Here is a 16,582-nt window from a genome sequence, read left to right as displayed (position 1 = left end):
GTCGTACCCTACGAGGCCCTCGTTCTCGCTGGTCGGCGCCTGATACTGGGGTGATTCGCCTTGCTTCTTGCGGTGCTGTTTCACCCAGTTGCGCAGCGTCTCGGACGAGACGCCCAGATTCTTCGCGACCGCCGTGTAGGTGGTGGCGGGGTCGTCGAGATACATCCTGACCGCTTCGGCCTTGAACTCCTCGGGAAAACGACGGTGATACTTCGAGGTCGACACTTTCACTCCTTGCACCCCGAACCTTACTGGTCCGAAGCATCAGGGTGTCAACACCAAGGGATCAAGCCCCGTTCGAGCAGATCCGCATGAACAGCCCGGCCAAGGAGAAGAACACCATCGTGCTGCCCCACGTCGACACCGAAGCCGACGTCGCCGCGATCAAGACCGGAGAGGCGCGGCATCTCCGTGACAACCTCTATGAGATACACGGGCGCGTCTACGGCCTCGAGACCCCCTCGGGCACGGTCTACCCTGTGAGGGGCGAGGGCTTCATCGAGATGGACAAGCTGCAGTTCACCGCCTTCAAGGGCCTGACGACGTACGACGGCGACCGAACCGTCGCCGAGCAGGATCCGAAGATCGCCCGGTTTCGCCGGCACATGACCGACGAAACCTGGGCATACGCCCGCAGCGCGTATGAGCAGGGGAAGGGAATGACCTGATGCGCGACTACACCGTCACCTTCATCGAGCCAGTGGACCTCGAGACTCTGGCGCAAGCCGCCGCCGACGCCTTCGCGATCCCCCTCGAGCAGATCGAAATCTGGAACGGGCAGGAATTCGCCGCTCCAGTCGTCGAACCGGTCATCGCACAGGTCGCCCCCGGCTCGGGCCCGGGCGCCTTCGCCGAGTTCGTTGGCTTCGACACTTTCGCCGAGCACACCGGCACCCCCGCCCACCTGCAGGTCGCCATCGAACTCGCCACCAGGGTCAAAAAGCGTGTGCTCTTCCCACCCGAGTCCGCCGAGGACTATCGCTGGACACTGGTCGCCGCCGACGGCAGCCACGGCAAGGTTGTCATCGACAACGACAAGCTCGACGAAGGCGCAATCGTGGTCACCGGCGCGGTCGACTTCATTCCCGGTGCCGCGGACCTGCCGCAGATCAAGGCAGACTCCTGCTAGATAGCTAAGGATAGGGGCGGCCGTGACGACAGGAACGGTGTGCCATCCTCTGCTGCTCGGGGCGCTCGATACCACTGGTTCGCTTGGGTCCTCACTGGGATTCGAACACGAATTTCCAGATCGCTCCAGCTTGAATGTCGGTGCCAGCAGCTAGCATGCCGGACAACACTGAGAGCCGCGATCGATTGCTAGTCAAGCACGGCTCTCAAACAACAGATCAGGGACAAAGCACCTGAAGTACGACGCGTTGACTCTAGGGGCCCGAGCGCCGCTACGTGAGCCAGATTCGTCTGGACTGCGTGAATCTGTTCCAACCTTCTCGCAGAGGGGAGCGTGTCGATGGCGAAGTCATCGCCCCGGTCGTCGAAGCCTTCGAAGGCTGCGCTGAGTAAGGCGGGAGCGACGCTTGCGTCGAACTCGTCCAGCAAGCCGGCCAAATCGAAAGCGGCCTCGACGCTCGGCAAGGGGTAGGGTGCTGGCAGGGTCCTCCGGTGCTGGCCGATGCTGGATATCCCTGCTGCGCCCTTCGTCGCGGTAGCGCTGTTGACTTGTACCTCCTCGCGAGTTCCGGCCCGTATGGGCAGAGAGTGGTCATGCCATGGCCAGTTCGTTCCAATTCGATGAACGCGGGTTCAAGCGTCTCATGCAGTCTCAGGCGCAGGAGGCCGTTGATGACCTCGCCCGCGAGCAAACCCGTGAGCTTGACCAGCTACGTGAGGAGTACACCGGTCGTCCGATCGAGGAGATCAAGGCCGCTCTCCAACGTCTGTTCGCGAAGGATGGCGGATCCATCACCGATCCGGAGCTGTCCCAATGGGCTCAGCTCATCAGCGACGGCAGAAGAATCGAGATCAGGTCGGACACGATCCGCTGGTGAGCTTGGACTGCGGTGCGCTCTCAGCTTGGACTCGAGAGCGCACCTGCACCGTCTGACGCAAACGATGTGGTGGGATTCGCGAGAGGAGACGTTGGATGGCTCGTAGTGACATGCTGCGCACAGAGATTGCTCAACTGCAGGTTCGCAAAGGGGCACTGGCTGGAGACATTGCAAAGTACGAGAAGGATGCCGGGAACGCCCGCGAAGCGGCTCGGAAGAAGCGCGATCAGGCCGCTCGTACCAAGAGTGCCGCCACGGCGAGATCGGCCAGTTCCGCTGCAGAACGGGAAGACAAGAAGGTTGCCTCTGCGGAGGGGAAGATCGCCAAGGCGCGGAAAAGCCTTGGCGCCATAGAGAAGACGATCGCCTCCAAAACGACCTCACTCACTGCCGCAGAAGCTAGCGAGCGCCGCAGCGCGCAAGCGGCGCAGAAGCAAACCGATTCTCGTCGGCGTCGGGAAGAACTGAGTCACGTGCGCGAAGTGGCCCGCCTGAGTAGTCCTGCGCCGCAGATCCGGTACGTTGCGGTGCGCCCACCTGAGCCTGAAAAGCTTCGGGTGCTCTACTTGACGGCCAATCCCGAAGCAACTGAGACTACCGTCACCAGCCCCGACGGCACCGTGCAGGACTATGGAACCTGGCTACGCGTCGACCAGGAAGTTCGGCAGGTCCGTCAAGCTCTGCGTGGGTCGAAATACCGTGACCTCGTCGAGGTTGAGCACGCCCCTGCCGCAACGATCAACGACCTGATCGATGGGCTCAACGATCACCGACCCCACATAGTCCACTTCTCCGGCCATGCGGGCATCACGGGTCTGCTCATGGAGAACGACGCTGGTGACGAGCTCGGTGCCGACGTCGAATTCCAGCTCCTCGCCCGCGTGCTTGGTGCAACAGACGATCCGCCTCGGCTCGTAGTCCTGAATGCATGTGAAAGCCTCGCCGGCGCCGACGACTTGCTCCAGACCGTGCCCGCAGCGATCGGAATGTCCGACACCATTGACGACACCTCAGCGATCGTCTTCGCGTCAGCGTTCTACTCAGGTATCGCGTCAGCTCAGTCAGTTGCGTCGTCACTCGAGCAAGCGAAAGTTCGAATGCTCGCCGCGTCGCTCGATGGCTCAGACCTCCCCGAACTTCGCATTCGTGACGACGTGGATGCAGCTGCCCTGGTGCTCGTGAATCTGCCATCATGACCTGCGCGCCCTTGAAGCGGTCTAGCCGGCGGCTTGATCTCTTGAAATCATTAAGATCGCGTTACTTGCTCTCAAACTCAAATAGCTGCGTTCGAAGCGGCGACGCAATACTTGGTGGTGGATTGCCATTAAGGTAACTTGTCGGTTCGAGCTGCGGTGTTGTTAAGGAAGGGGGTCCTGCAGCAGGCTACCTTTCGTAGGCGCGGGTCCAGTGCAGATTTAGAGCCAGAGCAAGCGCATTATGAAGGATGAATGGTCCTTCAAGGTCAATTTCCGCGAAGTTCCTGCGATGATAGAACCTTACATACTCTGAATCGGACGACCGTCGCACATTCGCGATTGCTCCCGCTAGATACAACTGAGTCAGGAGTTTATCAATCGACGTATCAGCTTCACTCGCCAAGCTTGAGAATACCTTTGTAAACTGATCTCGGCTAAAACCGCGGCCAGGGAGTCGTGACATTGATCCAATCACTCCTGCTGACACGTCTTGTGGAAGCATTCCGACAAGCTCGTTGCTTATTTCATTCACGAAATAGTTCTGGCAGTAGGAATTCGCTCCAGCACGGATCCGCTTGACGCTCAAACTCTGATCCGGAAGGATTTGAGATTGAATACTCTTCATCAGCATGATCACGTCTCGGGGAGTATTTCTAGTCAGGTCAATTAGGTACTTTGGCATGAAGATGTGGCGAGGCTTTTCTCCTCGTTGACCGACCTCCATTACATTTGGAAAATATGTATCAACGAGATTGGAGATGTTCGGGCCTCGAGCGGATGCCTTGGATTCCAAGAGATCCCATAGTGACGAGTCTTCAGGGGTGTCGAGACCATCCGACCAATTCAACTCAGTACCCCAGCTTTGACGTATCTTGTTGGAATCCGCGATCGGAATGCGGAGAAATACATCGACCCGGCAAAGAAGGCAAAGACGAATCACTGAACTCGAGTTCCGCAAGCGTCGATGAATGCCAGCTGAAGACCGCAGAAGCGACGCAAGCTGCTTCCAGTATGAGTTGGAACCGATCTCGGCACTGTCGAGTCCATCTAGAGCCAGAATATGGGTATTGGGGGTCCGGGCTTCGGAGACGATACTGGCAAGCGTATCCCTGAGGTGCAATAGATTCATGGAGCTGGAACCAGTGTTCTCAGTTGAGTATTCGTAAATTTTCGGGATGCTGAACTTGTGACGTCGAAGGCGAACTTCTTTGACTATACTAGGAAAGTCCCCTTCTACAATTCCTGCCGCTTGCAGTTGTCGATAGAGTTGACCGATACTGGGGTCGGAATGAAGCGACGACGCAGCATCATCCATAAGACTCTTGAATATCCTGCACCAAATCCAGACAGACCACGCATTTTCGGAGATTTCAGATCCAGATTCGTCCAGAAGACGGTCCGTTTTCCAGGCCCCGCGAAGCTCACTAAGGTCCTCACGCTTGATAAATTGGCTCTGTTGGTTCTCGGCACTGAGTTTCAGATACTCAATATAGCTCGACTTCCCAGCGCCCTTTGGGCCTATGAGAAGAAGTGTGTTTCCCTCTCGGATGGAGGATGACACATTTCGCAGATCGTAGAAGCCATCGACAAACATTTTTGGCCATTTTTCAGCTTCGTCTTCAGCGGCTATCTCTCCGAAATAGAGACTCTTGAAGTTGCGACCCATTGGTAGCATTATGAGCACCTTAACACGTCTGAGGTAGTGGAAAAAGTCTAAACTACGGATGTAATCATACCCCATGAAGCCAATTCAAGGAGTCATACCGAGCTAGGCATATCTACGCACATGTCCTAATCTAGCCAATTTCTTGCGAAGGTCTGGCAAGCAGGGCTTCTTCAAAGTACATAGGAGTGTAGGGTTTTACCTGGTGAGGGGCGTAACTGAAGCAACGGAATCTTCGTTGACAGGGGTGTCTAGTCGCCCGTCTGCTGAAGGATCCCGTTGCGGTACAAGCATCCCACGCGTCATGTTTCCATGTCCGTCTTCGCTTCGTGTGTCGCCGAGCTTGTCGACCCGCGCTCGGCCCATGGGCGGCGGCACTCGCTGTTCAGCGTGGTCACGATCTGCTGCTGCGCGATCCTGGCCGGCCGCCGGACGTTCTCGGCGATCCACCAGTGGGCGGTCGATGCCCCGCACCTAACGTTGGAGGCGTTGGGCTGCAGTCAGATCGGTGAAGTGTGCTCCCCGCCTTCGTACAACACCCTGCGGCGGGTGATCGGGGCGGTCTCGCCGCTGGGTCTGGCGGTCCTGGCCGCGAAGCTCGAGATCGCCGATGACGAGCTGGCCGACTTCGAGCACTGGGCGCTGGACGGCAAACGCCTGCGCGGCTCGCGGCGCGGCAAGGAGAAGGTGCTGCTGGTCGCCGCCGTCCGGGCCGAGCATCAGGTCGTCGGCCAGGTCCGGGCCGACGACGGCGACGAGATCGGCGCCGGCCGTCGCGTGCTGGCCGCCCATGACCTGACCGGCATCGTGGTCACCGCCGACGCGCACCACACCCAAACCAAGACCGCGAAGGCGATCCTGGGCGCCGGCGGCGACTGGGTGCTACTGGCCAAGGGCAACCAGCCGACCCTGCAGGCGCAGGTCAAATCCCTGCCTTGGGGCGAGCTCGACGTCGACCGGTGCGAGCGGGAGCGCGGGCACGACCGCGATGAGACCCGCACGATCACCACCATCGCCCTCGGGCAGGCCGCGCGGGTCGACTTCCCCGACGCCAAGACCGCGTTCCGGATCCACCGGTGGCGCCGCTCGCGCACCACCGGCAAGGTCGAACGCGAATACGCCTACGGCATCACCAGCCTCGATGCGGACCGCGCCCGGCCCGCCGAACTGGCACGGCTGATCCGACAACATTGGAAGGTCGAAGTGCTGCACCATATCCGCGATGTCTCCTTCGGCGAGGACGCGGCTCAGATCCGTGTCGGGCACACCCCGGGGAACGCCGCCTCCCTGCGGAACTTCGCGATCGCCCTGCTCGGCCAGCTGGGGTTCAAGACCCTGCCCGAAGCGATGAACCACGTCGCGGCTAGCCCCTACACCCGCCCGCTCGAACTACTCGACCTCGCCAACATCGAACTCCGATACGAACTCAAATGAGAACGGAGAAGCCCTGCTTGCCAATAGTTCTCCGGCGGTTGGTGAATCCAGACGCCCGACGGAACTTAGTCAAGGTATTCGAGTTCTTCCTGGCGGCTGTGCAGCCGGTACCCCTTGCCTTCTCTCTTGAGGTCACCCTTCAGCACTACTGAGCGATCGTTACTGTGGGCAGCGAGCGCCTCGTCGTAGAGACGTCGTGAGACCACCGCCCAATGCGAGGCATCGCTCCATCTACCATGAAGGAAGACTCGACCGCTGATTAGGATGCGCCGCTTGCGGGTCTTCTTGTCGACATAAAGGCCCTCGACCTTGCCCTCGAGAACAGCCGAGCCGGTGCGTCCGAGGCGCTCAAGCTTCATCGCGAACTCATGGAGTTGTGACGCCATCGAACCCGAGAAGCAAACCGTCTGGTTGCGTTGAATGTGATCCGGTTGCAGCCTCCACTCGAAGGTGACTTCGAAGGGGCGATTCCGCCGCATGCCGCCAAGATTAGCCAGTGCGCTGCACAGTCCGGGAGAGACGCCCTGATCGGCGGGATGTTCGATGTCGCCTACGCTTACGAGGACGGTTGCCACTCGGTGTGCGCTCCCGATCGATCGTTGGAGTTCTGCTGCGATTTCATGGTCGTAAACCGGTTCGGGAGCTGTTTCTGAGAGGCCAAAGATCGGGTCTTGTACTGGGCCGGCCATCGAGGTCGGATCGTTCAGCTTAGTGGTGAAGATGTAGCTGCCCGGTTTGGTCAGACACAGTTGCACCCTGGACAAGAACTGGCTGACCTTCTCGGACTGGCGCCGAGGCTCCCCGCTTACAGGCCGAACATTTCGGAAGAACGACTTTGCCGCCTCCCGGTGCAACTCCAAGATCGACTCGACCGCCCGCTTGCTGTCAGGAAGTGGAATCGTGCCGGACGGTGTCGCTGGGAGGAGCCGGAAGCGCTGCATATTGGCAGAAGGTTGGGCCAAGTCGGCGAGGAGCCCCTCGACGGGTCGATCCTCAAAAGCAGCCAACTGTTCGACCGCCAGAAGCAGCAGGGACTGGGAGTCCTCACGTTCGGGTTCCTGCGGTAGCAACAGTTGCGGGGTGCTTGGATCCGATCCTTTCCAGACGGTAGTGCCGCGCCAGGTGCCCACGGGATTCCAACTCCGCGACTCCAGGTACATCGCGATGGCTTCGGGCGAGACCGAAGGTGCACGGTCAGTCATCTGGCTCCTCCTGCATCCTGTCTCGGCAGCATAGGGGTGTACCCGGCCTCGGCACCCGCAACCAGCCCCGACAGCGCGTCTGGTGTGAGCAGATTTGCCCGGGGGACGTAGATCCTCTTCTGAGAACTCGGCTCTGACCCGTCGGCTTGACCTTCGAGCGAGTGCCAGTAGATCGGCATTGGGAAGGTTGTGCCCATCTCGGTTATCTTCGCCGTTTCAAGCGGATCTTGAGGCGCCTTCGCGAGAAACAGGTAGCGGGGTGGCCCGTTTGGCTTGGGAGCGCCCAGATACTTGAAGGCTTTTGCCGACAAATCGTATACCCAGCAATCATTCCGCTCTTTGAGGGTACGACAGCTCTTGACCTGTACTGCGATGCAAGGGATCGCGAACGTCTCGCCTGCATGAAGCCAGAAGTCAAACCCGTCCCGGTCCAGAGATGGACGCATCGGGTTGTAGCCAAGATTGAAACAGAGGGCCTCAGCGACAAGCTCGGCGGTTCTCCCCTGGATCTGGTCGAGGTTGTGCTCGGCATCGGGCGCGGTGCTCGGTTGAGAGGTTGCTGGGGGTTGCAGGGCGCATCCTCCAATCGGGGCTTCGGTTTCAAGCTATTGGACACCGAATCGATTATGTAGTCAAGGGGTAACACGGGTTGAACGTCGAGGCGAGGCAGTCCCTCCAGCCTTCGCCGCCATGATGTCTGCGTCTGAAACCCCGATCTGGGCCGTTGGGTGGAGCTCTCCGCTCTCGTGTCGTGATGCGAGAATCGAAACCATGACATTGACGATCCTCCAACGGCGACGAATGGCGCACGCCCGATACCTACATCAGCTTGCAGTCGACCAGGCGAAGTTGCCCGACCCGCAAGCGTCTGTCAGCATCCTGTTGCTCCACGACGCCGTCGAGTCGTTTCTCGCGCTCGCGGGCGAGCATGTCGGTGTCGCACCTAGAGAGTTCGACAAGTACTGGACCGACTTCCAGGCACGGGGCATCGATCTCCCAATCAGGGCCGGGATGTCTCGACTGAACAAAGTCCGCGTGAACTTGAAGCACTACGGTGCACACCCCAGCCTCACCACCATCCAGCAGCTCATCTCAGACGCTGGCACATTCTTGGCTGAGGGCGCTCGGCTCGTCTTCAACGTCGAGTACGAGAGCATCTCGATGGTGGATCTGGTGAGCCAACCATTGCCGCACGAGCTTGCAGAGGAAGCTGAGGCTGCTGTGGCCAGCGGGGATATCGTCACCGGCATGATGCGGCTACGCGAAGCCTTCGAACAACTATTCGCTGCTCATCAACCGGCCGCCTACGTGCAGCGTTCGGTATTTTCTTTCGGCCCCAAACTCACATTTCCGAGCGCGGCCGCAGATGATTTGGACCTCGAAGATGACTTCATGTCCATCATCGATGTGGTGCAGCCGTTGCAGATAGCAGTGCGCCTCGCTGTTCTATCGATCGACTACACCGCGTACCTGCGGTTCGATCTCCTCACTCCTCAGAATGACAAGCCTTACGTCCATGCCCTCTACCACTGGGCCGCCCCTTCGGGCTACGCCCCAACCCAGGAAGATTTCGACTTCTGCATGCAGTTCGTGGTGACAGCATCGCTTCGTCTTACAGCGGCTGAGACACAAGCGTCTGATCCGCCCTGGGTGGTGCGTGATGCCCACGGCCGGGTCGAGAGAGACACAATCCGCATCGAGCGCACCCATGAGCATCGCCAAGCTTTCATCGCTGCGGGCCGAGACCCTCGCGAAGGGCTAGATGAGCCTGTGAGTTAAGCGCATTTAGCCCCAATTGCCTTGATGTCGAGGCACGTTATCGTGCTTCCGTGTGAATGCTCAGTCTGTGCGACGATCGAGGGATGTCACCCCTCCCTGAAACCGAAGCCTCGAAGTCACCGGGTCCTCCCACCACCAAACGTGCTCTGGTGGGTGCTTTCGCGGACCTGCGTGGCGGCCGCAATGCCGAGTTGTATGTGACGGTCACGATCGCCTTGTCGATCGCGATCCTGGGCATCCTTAACGTCGCCAACCCCGACGTGGTTGCCGCGGCCACGCTCGCGGTCCTGGCGCTCTTGGCCACGTCGCGGCTTGCTGACCGCCACCAATCCCGAGACATCAGCAGGCAACTCGACGAGCTGCTCGAAGCTGGGTCCGGGCCAGCCCCAGCCGACCGCTTCTTCACCCCCGGCCATACCTCACTCGGGCAGGAGATGTCGGCCGCGACCGAGATCTGGCTTGTCGGAGTGACCTTGACGCGCACCATCCGCGACTCGCTCCCGATGCTCGACCGCCGACTACAGGCCGGTGCCTCGGTTCGGGTCCTGCTTCTCGACGTCGACAGCACTGCCGAGACCGAAGCGGTAGCTCGCAGCAAGAAGGCCCACGCCCCCGACTTCTACCGCCATCGCACTGCGGCGAGCATCGATCTGCTTCGCGTGCTCGCCGGCTCGGCGCGATCGGCAACGAACCTACAACTGCGCCTGCTCCCCTTCGTCCCCACCTTCGGCCTCTGTCTGCTGGACGCCTCAGACGAACACGGACGGATCCATGTCGAGATCTACCAGCACCGCACACTCGAAGCCAACCCCTCGTTCAGCTTGCATGCCCAGCGAGACAGCCGCTGGTACCACCTGTTCGCCGACCAGTTCGACACTCTCTGGGACAGCGCCCGTCCCCACCCACTCTCGGACTGACTCCCCTCTCAGAAAGGCCATCACCATGCCCCGACACGGACGCGATGACGACGAATGGAACCTCCTCATCGAGACCGGGCTCGCGTTTCTGGTCGAACGAGCCAGGAGTGCCGACGCCCGTGGCAATGTTCGCCCCAGCAGCTACACCGAGCTCAACACCGTACTTGTCAATCGAACAGGTCTGCGCCCCTTCAACTTCGACCACGACAGCGAGCGCCGCGCCGTCGGTGATCTACTAGGGGAGATCTCCGAGCTGCACCGCTCACGGACCGATACGGACTTCATGATCTCCGCGCTGGTGTACTACCTCGGTGAAAACGACGTCGGTCCAGGCTTCTACAAGGAAGCCGTCCGACTCGGCCTTCTGAAACCAAATCCCACCAAGGACACCAAACTGCTGTTCTGGGTAGGACAATGCAAAGCCATCGCAGCTCACTACGGGAGCTGACAGCGAACTCGGTGGACCCGTGAACCAGCCAGGGCTCCGCCGAAAGTCGATGCGGGTAGAGGGCGCTCGCGTAACTCGCCTGCAGGTGGGTTTGGAGGACGCCCGACCACACTCAAGACGTTGAACTCTTGGTTGACCCAGGTAGGCGATTGAAAATGCACGATTTCGCGCATGGTATCCTTGTTTACCTGCGGAAACGCATTGGTGTAACTGTCTCCTACGGGCAACTACGACATTGCTCTGTTTGATTACAAGCCCCGGGAAAACCGCAGGCGTCCCGGGACTCTGACTTGAGGGTTCTATCGCCTGGTCAGGCTTCGCTTTTTTGCACCAGCTCCAGGATCTTCGTCACCAGTGATACCAGCGTGTCGAATGGGGCGAGCAGCATCTGGAGCGTCTTGAGCTTCGACTGGATCTTCTTGGCCGGCTTCGATTCCTCGATCGAGGCTTGGAGGTCTTCGAGGTTTGACTCGACGGTGTCGTAGAGCTCGGCGTCGATGGTCTCGCGGTGCCGTTCGACCGCTTCTACCAGTTCCTCGAGTGCGTTGAGCAGCTCCATCAGCCGCCGCTGAGCCGCAGGATCGGACCCGATGGTGATGTATCCGCGCGAGTGCTCCCCGATCGCGCCGACGTTCGCCGAGGCTCCAGCACCGAACGCTCCTGTCTCGATGTTCCCGTGGATGATGTAGCCGCCCTGGCCGGCGTTTGTCTCTCGGCCCATGTTGTCGTTCATTCCGTTCCCTTCGCAGTTGATTCGTTGACCGTGCCGGTGCTGCCCTTGCCGAGGGCTCCCACGTTCGCCTGGGACCCTGCGCCGAAGGCGCCGACGGCCATTTCGCCGTAGTTGATGACGCCGCCCTGGTTGACTATTGCCGTGATGCGGTCGTCGAGGTCGCTGGTGTCGATGCCGTGCTCACGCAGGAACTCCTTGAGCGCGTCGAAGACCTGGTTCTCGAGGGTCAGGAGGTACCGGGTCGTCTCCGGCGGGAGAAAGCGATGCGATTCCGAGTCGTATCCGAGCTCGCGAATGCTGGTTGTCGCGCCGTGGTCCGGCGGGCGCCAGGTTCGGAGCCACGGCCTCCCGAGCACCCAGTGCTTGATCGCGCGGTAGCCGTCGAGAACGGTATCGAGGGGGCTGCGGAGGACCTCAATTGGCATGGTCACGAACGCCAGGGCCCCACCCCAGAGCATCGCCCTGGCCCGTGGAATCCTTCCCGCCCTGAACACGTGGTAGCTCTCATCGGTGGGGAAGAGGTTGTAGCCGGAGAAGTCCAGGGACAGCGTGTCCCCTGCCAGGTCGAAATGTATAAGCAGTGTCACCACCACTTCGCCGCCTCGGGCCGAGACCTGAAGGCGAAGGTGGTACCGGAGTGTGGAGACGTTGGACCCCATGACCGTCTCGAATGTCGGCGGCGGCGTGTCGGCTGCAGTGAGGTCTTCGAGTCGATAGGCGGGGCAGGAGACCTTGGTTCCCGAGACGGTCACCTGGTCGGCAACCTCGAGGTCGGGCAGGCCGCGTGTAACCGCGGAGTCTTCGCTGAGGGACTCGGCCTTCCGTTTGATGTGTCGGTAGAGTTCGGCGGTCTCGAACTTCACCCAGGAGGTCTCCTTGTCCGCTGATCGGAGGGGCAGGGCGATCTGGTTGGCTCCCATGTAGACGCCGAGGCCGGGAATTCGTCGTTCCTCGCCGCCGGGGCGGGTGACTACGGGCGACCGCTGGGCGGCGTCGGCTTCCTTTACCCGCCCGGGTTGTCGCCGGGTTTCTGGCCCGCCTGGAACGCGTCCCAGACGGTACCTCCGTGTGAGCTCGAACCCTATGGTGCACAAGGCCAGTGTCAGAAGGCAGTACCACACGGGAGCGCCCGCTGCCTGAAGATCGACCCACACGAGGGCGATCAGGATGATGACCGCCGCGATGGTTTTCGGGACGGTCATTTTCGACTTGACCCACTTGAGTGGCTTTGTCATCCAGTCGCGGAGTCGGATGCGGGAGGAGTCGGCATTGCCGCCGACTTCGCGGGCCTTGGATCTCCGGTCGGCGGCGTTGTAGCGGACCTGGTCGACATTGCGGGCCTTGAGCGCGATGAGCAGCCACACCAGGAGGCAGACGGTCAGGGAAAGCGGATGGAAGGCCGGGTGGAGCAGGAAGAGGAGGAGCAGTGACGTGAGCAGCAGGTGCTCGGCGATCTCCAGCCTCCTTGCATGTCGCACATGGCTGAGGACATATGCCGTGTCCATGCCGGGGTTCGGTGCAATGGCTTGGGCGAGTGGGGCGTAGACCTTTTCGATGACGTCCTTGCGGAACTGCGGGTCCAGGTAGGCGGCTGCGGCTAGGTGCATGGTTGCGTCGCTTTCGCGCATCTGGCCGGATCGGGGTTTGCTGAAGATGGCCTCGGTTTTGGTTTCCACGGGGTCTCCGATGAGGGGTTCGGATCAGCGGTTGATGTTGATCTGCTGGTGTCCTCGGGCGTGGGGGCCAGAGGCTGCAACGTTGGAGACCGCGCCGTCGCCGATCGCGCCGATGTAGATCGGCCCGTCGGAGTGTGCGGCGAGGGCCTTCCGGCTTGAAGGTTCCGGATCGCAGCTTTCGATCAGCGCCAGCGCGAATGCGGCGGCGTGGCGGGCTGCGAGCGGTTGGCGGGTGCGGTCGGCTGCTTTGGATTTGTCGTCGATCAGGTCGGAGACGCCGCGGACGACCATGGCCTCCACGCCGCTGTTGTTCGAGGCGGCGACCATCGCCCCGTAGCCCTCCATGTCGATTCCTTGGGCGTCGTCGCAGGTCCGGCTGATGAGGTCGGCGGTGGCCGAGGCGCTCCCGGTGATGACCTTGTTCCCGGATGCTAGGGGGCGGTGGAAGACCTGGGGAGCGGCCTGGTCCGGCTCAAGATCGAGCCGGTCGGTCCAGACGGTGTCCGCGGACACCCGATGGGCCCGTTGGTCGAGCATGTTCGAGCAGCGGAGGGCGTCGACCCGCGCTTGGAATCCACTGTCGGTGTCCCGACCGGATTCATAGCCGTAGACCTTGGTGGCGGCTATAACGTCGCCGACGGCGGCGTCTCGCCGTCCTCCGGCGACGCCGACGAGCAGGAGGATCTGCGGTTCCCAGGTGCCGATGGCGCGCTCGACTGCCGCGGAGGTGTACTCGTTCAGGCGGCTGGTCAGTGCAATCACGAGCCGCCAAGTCGTGTGCCGGCCGTGGAGTTCGGTCAGTTCGTACACGGTGCCGTCGACGGTCTGCTCGGTGATGCGGTTCGTGTCCAGTAGGGCGAGGACGGCCCGGTGTTCGCGGTCGAGCGGGGTACAGAGGACGGCGGTGGGGAGGTGGTTCATGAAGTTCTCCAGGGGATTCGACGGTGGGGGTGCGGGGTTGTCGGATGCGTGACAGCGCTCGACTTCGACCGGCTATATTGTCGTCCTGACAAAATATGGTCCGTATGAGCGTACGACCGATATGGCTTATTGTCAAGTTATCAAGAAGGAGGGGAACATGGGGGACCGGAAGAATCTGCTGGTGCACCTCGCAGCCGACGTGGTGATCTTGACGATCCGGAACGAGCAGTTCGAGGTACTGCTCATCAGACGCGGCAAGGAGCCGTTCGTCGGAGGGTTGGCGATTCCCGGGGGATTCGTCGAGCCCGGCGAAACTGTCGACGAGGCTGCCGACCGCGAGGTCCGCGAGGAGACCTCGGTCTGGGCCAAGGAGGCGAGGTTGGAGCAGTTCGGGGTCTACTCCGAGCCGGACCGAGACCCGCGGAAACGGGTCGTCAGCGTCGCCTACGTCGCCATGGTCCCGAACCCGCCGAGGGCACAGGCGGGCGGTGATGCCGCTGCCGCGCAATGGCTCCCCGTCAACCGGGCGCTAGGAGAGCAACTCGCCTTCGACCACCACCGCATCCTCTCGGACGCTGTCGAACATGCCAGGCGCGGACTGGAGTACACGACCGCTGCGACGGCCTTCTGCGGCAAGGAATTTACAATTTCCGAGCTTCGGCACGTCTACGAGATCGTCTGGCAGACAAAGCTGGACCCGGGCAACTTCCACCGCAAGGTGACCCGCATCGACGGGTTCCTGGAGCCGACGGGAAAGACAACCGGGAGAGACGGAGGCCGTCCGGCCGCTCTATACCGAGCAGGGGTCCGCCACTGGCTTCAGCTCCCACTCTCCCAGCCCGAGTTACGACTCATGCGGGGGCTTCCACCTTTGAGGGGATTCTTTGAACACCGAGCTGGTGGGCTCAGCTGCGAGGTGGAATCAAGGTGACCTCGGGCAGCAAGTACACCAATGAGTCCAAGACTGACGCGGCACTGACCGAAACAGTCGAGGCGGCCTGGATTGGATCCGGAAACCTGTGGGGTCAAGCGGATCGCGCTTGAGCTGCGGACATGTTGAACGACTGACGGCGTGGCTGATAGTCGCCACCGTGCCCGAATCAGTGGAGAGGTTATAGCGTCACGTACCAAGTTGAGGAACTCCGGAGGGCCGTCAACACGGGAGATGGTCTCAGGCGCCAAGGGGATGCAGATTCCAGGGTTGAGATTGCTGTAGACATCCTTCACGATTGGCGCATGCAGCAGAAAATCGAGTTCGAACCCGGCGATCTGTGGGGGTACCGCGCTCGAGCAAGGGATGACCTGACCTGCGTGAAGGTGCTGAAGATCGGCACCAAACGGCCGGCTCGGATCAAGATCAGGTTCCTGGACGACGAGTATGAAGGGCACGAGGACTGGGTACCGCCGTCGAGGCTGAAAGTGCGGTGGGACGACCGAGCGCGCTTCTTCGCGGCCGAACAGCGCTGGCGGGCGGTCGAAGACGCATCCGCCGAAGCCGTCGATACGCTCGAAGCCAAGACCTGCATCTTGGTTCTCGAACACCTACGGGCGCTGCTATACGTTGACTGGCGGTCAGCGGACCGCTTTGCAGTCTTGCGGACGAAAAACCTCGTCAGCTTCGAGGCCGAGACTGGCCTCAAGCATGAAGACCTCCTGGCGTATTCGGCGGCGTACAGCGAGGATGACCAGATTGTGGCCGCCTGGCCCGCGCTGAGGGTCGCAGCCCAGGCGCTGGCTCGTGTGAATGCCGAGAAGCTGTTGGATCTCGCCGACCAGGAGGAACGGGATCGACAGCGTGAAGCCATCTACGGCCGGCACTACCACTCGCGGTCAGGTGTTCAGTACATCGAACCTGAGATCTGCATCGAGGTGGATCGTGAGTACGCCCCGCAGTGGGAGTTGCTGCGAACCTGGTGCGGCGCAGAGATTCGAGCGCGACGCGATGAACTGGCCGAGCTCCGAGGTGAAGTAGCCCGCCTTTCGGGACTGGTGGAGGCAGCCATCACCGAACTCGACGAAGCCGGCAGCCGAAAGGCGGCCCGACGTCTTGAAGGCGAGCTCGGCGTCCCCCTGAACCTCATCCGAGCATCCCGAGAGACCTGATTTCCGATCGGATTGCCACGAGGCGGCTCCTCACCGACGGCATTGCGCGGGCCAGCCGTGGAATCGGGCGGAAAAGATCATGATATGCTATCTACCTGCGGAAACGCACTTGTGAAACCGTCTCCTGCGGGCAGCCCTGCGGCTGCTCCAGCTCCAGCTTGCGGCGCAGGGCGACGGTGGGGAGCCGCATCGCCCGGCCCAGTTCGATCGCCTCGCCGGTGGTGTAGTCGAACACCGAGGGGATGACCCTGGCCTCGCAGGCGAGCAGGCGGGCTTTGGCGACCGAGATCGGTTTGCCTTCGAGCATGGGGACTCGGCCGGTGTTCTTGCCTTGGAGGGTGTCGGCATCCACCGACAGGTTGAGGTGGCAGGTCTGGCCGTGCCGCTTGGGCGCGGTCGGATCATTGGCGTAGACGGTGAGCATCTGGTGCAGGGCCTCGGCTCTGCGGTTCGCGGCGGCCGGGAGGGCCCCGTCCTGGTCGGTCTCGTCGGCGCGGGGCGGGG

The 16,582-nt window shown here is 61.3% G+C and carries 18 protein-coding genes; 10 read left to right on the top strand and 8 right to left on the bottom strand.

All coding sequences use genetic code 11. The annotated features are described in order from the left end of the window. Window positions 1–225 (bottom strand): transposase (locus YWW_RS0123935; protein WP_035705005.1); only part of this gene is annotated, 225 nt, incomplete at its 3' end. A gap of 86 nt (window positions 226–311) precedes the next feature. Here YWW_RS0123935 and YWW_RS0123930 point away from each other — a divergent pair. From YWW_RS0123930 to YWW_RS0123910, 4 genes are all read left to right on the top strand, one after another. Then, window positions 312–668, top strand: a complete 357-nt coding sequence (locus YWW_RS0123930; RefSeq protein WP_026932076.1) for a hypothetical protein — start codon at window positions 312–314, stop codon at window positions 666–668. Then, window positions 668–1,129, top strand: a complete 462-nt coding sequence (locus YWW_RS0123925) for a hypothetical protein (protein WP_026932075.1) — start codon at window positions 668–670, stop codon at window positions 1,127–1,129. The genes YWW_RS0123930 and YWW_RS0123925 overlap by 1 nt, the downstream gene beginning before the upstream one ends. Before the next feature lie 598 nt (window positions 1,130–1,727). Further along, entirely contained in the window at window positions 1,728–2,006 is a 279-nt protein-coding gene (locus tag YWW_RS0123915; RefSeq protein WP_026932073.1) for a hypothetical protein, read from the top strand. Between the two features lie 95 nt (window positions 2,007–2,101). Then, a complete protein-coding gene (locus YWW_RS0123910; protein WP_026932072.1) occupies window positions 2,102–3,202 on the top strand; it encodes a CHAT domain-containing protein in 1,101 nt (366 codons plus the stop codon). A 187-nt stretch (window positions 3,203–3,389) separates the two neighbouring features. Here the strand turns inward: YWW_RS0123910 and YWW_RS36290 are convergent, their stop codons facing one another. Beyond that, window positions 3,390–4,868, bottom strand: a complete 1,479-nt coding sequence (locus tag YWW_RS36290) for a P-loop ATPase, Sll1717 family (protein WP_155830381.1) — start codon at window positions 4,866–4,868, stop codon at window positions 3,390–3,392. Window positions 4,869–5,177: 309 nt separating this feature from the next. Between YWW_RS36290 and YWW_RS32690 the strand changes: the two genes are divergently transcribed. Beyond that, window positions 5,178–6,299 (top strand): ISAs1 family transposase, encoded by a 1,122-nt coding sequence (locus tag YWW_RS32690; protein ID WP_035699469.1) that lies wholly within the window; start codon window positions 5,178–5,180, stop codon window positions 6,297–6,299. 65 nt (window positions 6,300–6,364) lie between these two features. On the opposite strand, the gene YWW_RS36285 is transcribed toward YWW_RS32690, so the two are convergent. Together YWW_RS36285 and YWW_RS38370 are read right to left on the bottom strand one after the other, a co-directional pair. Then, on the bottom strand, window positions 6,365–7,501 hold the full coding sequence (locus tag YWW_RS36285; RefSeq protein ID WP_155830380.1) for a hypothetical protein: 1,137 nt from the start codon (window positions 7,499–7,501) through the stop codon (window positions 6,365–6,367). Beyond that, entirely contained in the window at window positions 7,498–7,947 is a 450-nt protein-coding gene (locus tag YWW_RS38370) for a DUF4365 domain-containing protein (RefSeq protein WP_081687729.1), read from the bottom strand. Before YWW_RS38370 ends, YWW_RS36285 begins: the two co-directional genes overlap by 4 nt. Before the next feature lie 325 nt (window positions 7,948–8,272). Here YWW_RS38370 and YWW_RS0123885 point away from each other — a divergent pair, with 325 nt between their 5' ends. From YWW_RS0123885 to YWW_RS37050, 3 genes are all read left to right on the top strand, one after another. After that, on the top strand, window positions 8,273–9,280 hold the full coding sequence (locus YWW_RS0123885) for a hypothetical protein (RefSeq protein ID WP_155830379.1): 1,008 nt from the start codon (window positions 8,273–8,275) through the stop codon (window positions 9,278–9,280). An 83-nt stretch (window positions 9,281–9,363) separates the two neighbouring features. Then, window positions 9,364–10,197 (top strand): hypothetical protein, encoded by an 834-nt coding sequence (locus tag YWW_RS0123880; protein WP_155830378.1) that lies wholly within the window; start codon window positions 9,364–9,366, stop codon window positions 10,195–10,197. A 25-nt stretch (window positions 10,198–10,222) separates the two neighbouring features. Next, window positions 10,223–10,645, top strand: a complete 423-nt coding sequence (locus YWW_RS37050) for a hypothetical protein (protein WP_026932068.1) — start codon at window positions 10,223–10,225, stop codon at window positions 10,643–10,645. 310 nt (window positions 10,646–10,955) lie between these two features. On the opposite strand, the gene YWW_RS0123870 is transcribed toward YWW_RS37050, so the two are convergent. Genes YWW_RS0123870 through YWW_RS32680 form a run of 3 tightly spaced genes read right to left on the bottom strand, consistent with a single transcriptional unit; the run spans window position 10,956 to window position 13,975 of the window. Continuing rightward, complete coding sequence (locus YWW_RS0123870) at window positions 10,956–11,366, bottom strand: hypothetical protein (protein ID WP_155830377.1); 411 nt, start codon at window positions 11,364–11,366, stop codon at window positions 10,956–10,958. A gap of 8 nt (window positions 11,367–11,374) precedes the next feature. After that, window positions 11,375–13,054, bottom strand: coding sequence for a hypothetical protein (locus YWW_RS0123865; RefSeq protein ID WP_026932066.1), 1,680 nt, complete (start codon window positions 13,052–13,054; stop codon window positions 11,375–11,377). A 24-nt stretch (window positions 13,055–13,078) separates the two neighbouring features. Beyond that, window positions 13,079–13,975, bottom strand: coding sequence for a 5'-methylthioadenosine/S-adenosylhomocysteine nucleosidase family protein (locus YWW_RS32680; RefSeq protein ID WP_051326253.1), 897 nt, complete (start codon window positions 13,973–13,975; stop codon window positions 13,079–13,081). Between the two features lie 157 nt (window positions 13,976–14,132). On the opposite strand from YWW_RS32680, the gene YWW_RS32675 reads away from it, so the two are divergent. Together YWW_RS32675 and YWW_RS0123850 are read left to right on the top strand one after the other, a co-directional pair. Next, window positions 14,133–14,906, top strand: coding sequence for an NUDIX hydrolase (locus YWW_RS32675; protein WP_081687728.1), 774 nt, complete (start codon window positions 14,133–14,135; stop codon window positions 14,904–14,906). Window positions 14,907–15,211: 305 nt separating this feature from the next. Continuing rightward, a complete protein-coding gene (locus YWW_RS0123850) occupies window positions 15,212–16,078 on the top strand; it encodes a hypothetical protein (protein ID WP_026932065.1) in 867 nt (288 codons plus the stop codon). Between the two features lie 91 nt (window positions 16,079–16,169). On the opposite strand, the gene YWW_RS32670 is transcribed toward YWW_RS0123850, so the two are convergent. After that, window positions 16,170–16,582 (bottom strand): DUF222 domain-containing protein (locus YWW_RS32670; RefSeq protein WP_035705002.1); only part of this gene is annotated, 413 nt, incomplete at its 5' end.

It is taken from the genome of Glycomyces tenuis DSM 44171 (assembly GCF_000427885.1).
Taxonomy (GTDB): Bacteria; Actinomycetota; Actinomycetes; order Mycobacteriales; family Micromonosporaceae; genus Glycomyces; species Glycomyces tenuis.
This window is presented reverse-complemented; position numbering and strand designations above follow the sequence as displayed.

Coding starts and splice junctions, on each gene's coding strand:
- YWW_RS0123910 (WP_026932072.1), top strand. CDS start 2,102: ATGGCTCGTAGTGACATGCTGCGCACAGAGATTGCTCAACTGCAGGTT.
- YWW_RS32680 (WP_051326253.1), bottom strand. CDS start 13,975: ATGAACCACCTCCCCACCGCCGTCCTCTGTACCCCGCTCGACCGCGAA.
- YWW_RS0123885 (WP_155830379.1), top strand. CDS start 8,273: ATGACATTGACGATCCTCCAACGGCGACGAATGGCGCACGCCCGATAC.
- YWW_RS0123850 (WP_026932065.1), top strand. CDS start 15,212: ATGCAGCAGAAAATCGAGTTCGAACCCGGCGATCTGTGGGGGTACCGC.
- YWW_RS0123880 (WP_155830378.1), top strand. CDS start 9,364: ATGTCACCCCTCCCTGAAACCGAAGCCTCGAAGTCACCGGGTCCTCCC.
- YWW_RS36285 (WP_155830380.1), bottom strand. CDS start 7,501: ATGACTGACCGTGCACCTTCGGTCTCGCCCGAAGCCATCGCGATGTAC.
- YWW_RS38370 (WP_081687729.1), bottom strand. CDS start 7,947: ATGCGTCCATCTCTGGACCGGGACGGGTTTGACTTCTGGCTTCATGCA.
- YWW_RS0123915 (WP_026932073.1), top strand. CDS start 1,728: ATGGCCAGTTCGTTCCAATTCGATGAACGCGGGTTCAAGCGTCTCATG.
- YWW_RS36290 (WP_155830381.1), bottom strand. CDS start 4,868: ATGGGTCGCAACTTCAAGAGTCTCTATTTCGGAGAGATAGCCGCTGAA.
- YWW_RS32675 (WP_081687728.1), top strand. CDS start 14,133: ATGGGGGACCGGAAGAATCTGCTGGTGCACCTCGCAGCCGACGTGGTG.
- YWW_RS32690 (WP_035699469.1), top strand. CDS start 5,178: ATGTCCGTCTTCGCTTCGTGTGTCGCCGAGCTTGTCGACCCGCGCTCG.
- YWW_RS0123870 (WP_155830377.1), bottom strand. CDS start 11,366: ATGGGCCGAGAGACAAACGCCGGCCAGGGCGGCTACATCATCCACGGG.
- YWW_RS0123930 (WP_026932076.1), top strand. CDS start 312: ATGAACAGCCCGGCCAAGGAGAAGAACACCATCGTGCTGCCCCACGTC.
- YWW_RS37050 (WP_026932068.1), top strand. CDS start 10,223: ATGCCCCGACACGGACGCGATGACGACGAATGGAACCTCCTCATCGAG.
- YWW_RS0123925 (WP_026932075.1), top strand. CDS start 668: ATGCGCGACTACACCGTCACCTTCATCGAGCCAGTGGACCTCGAGACT.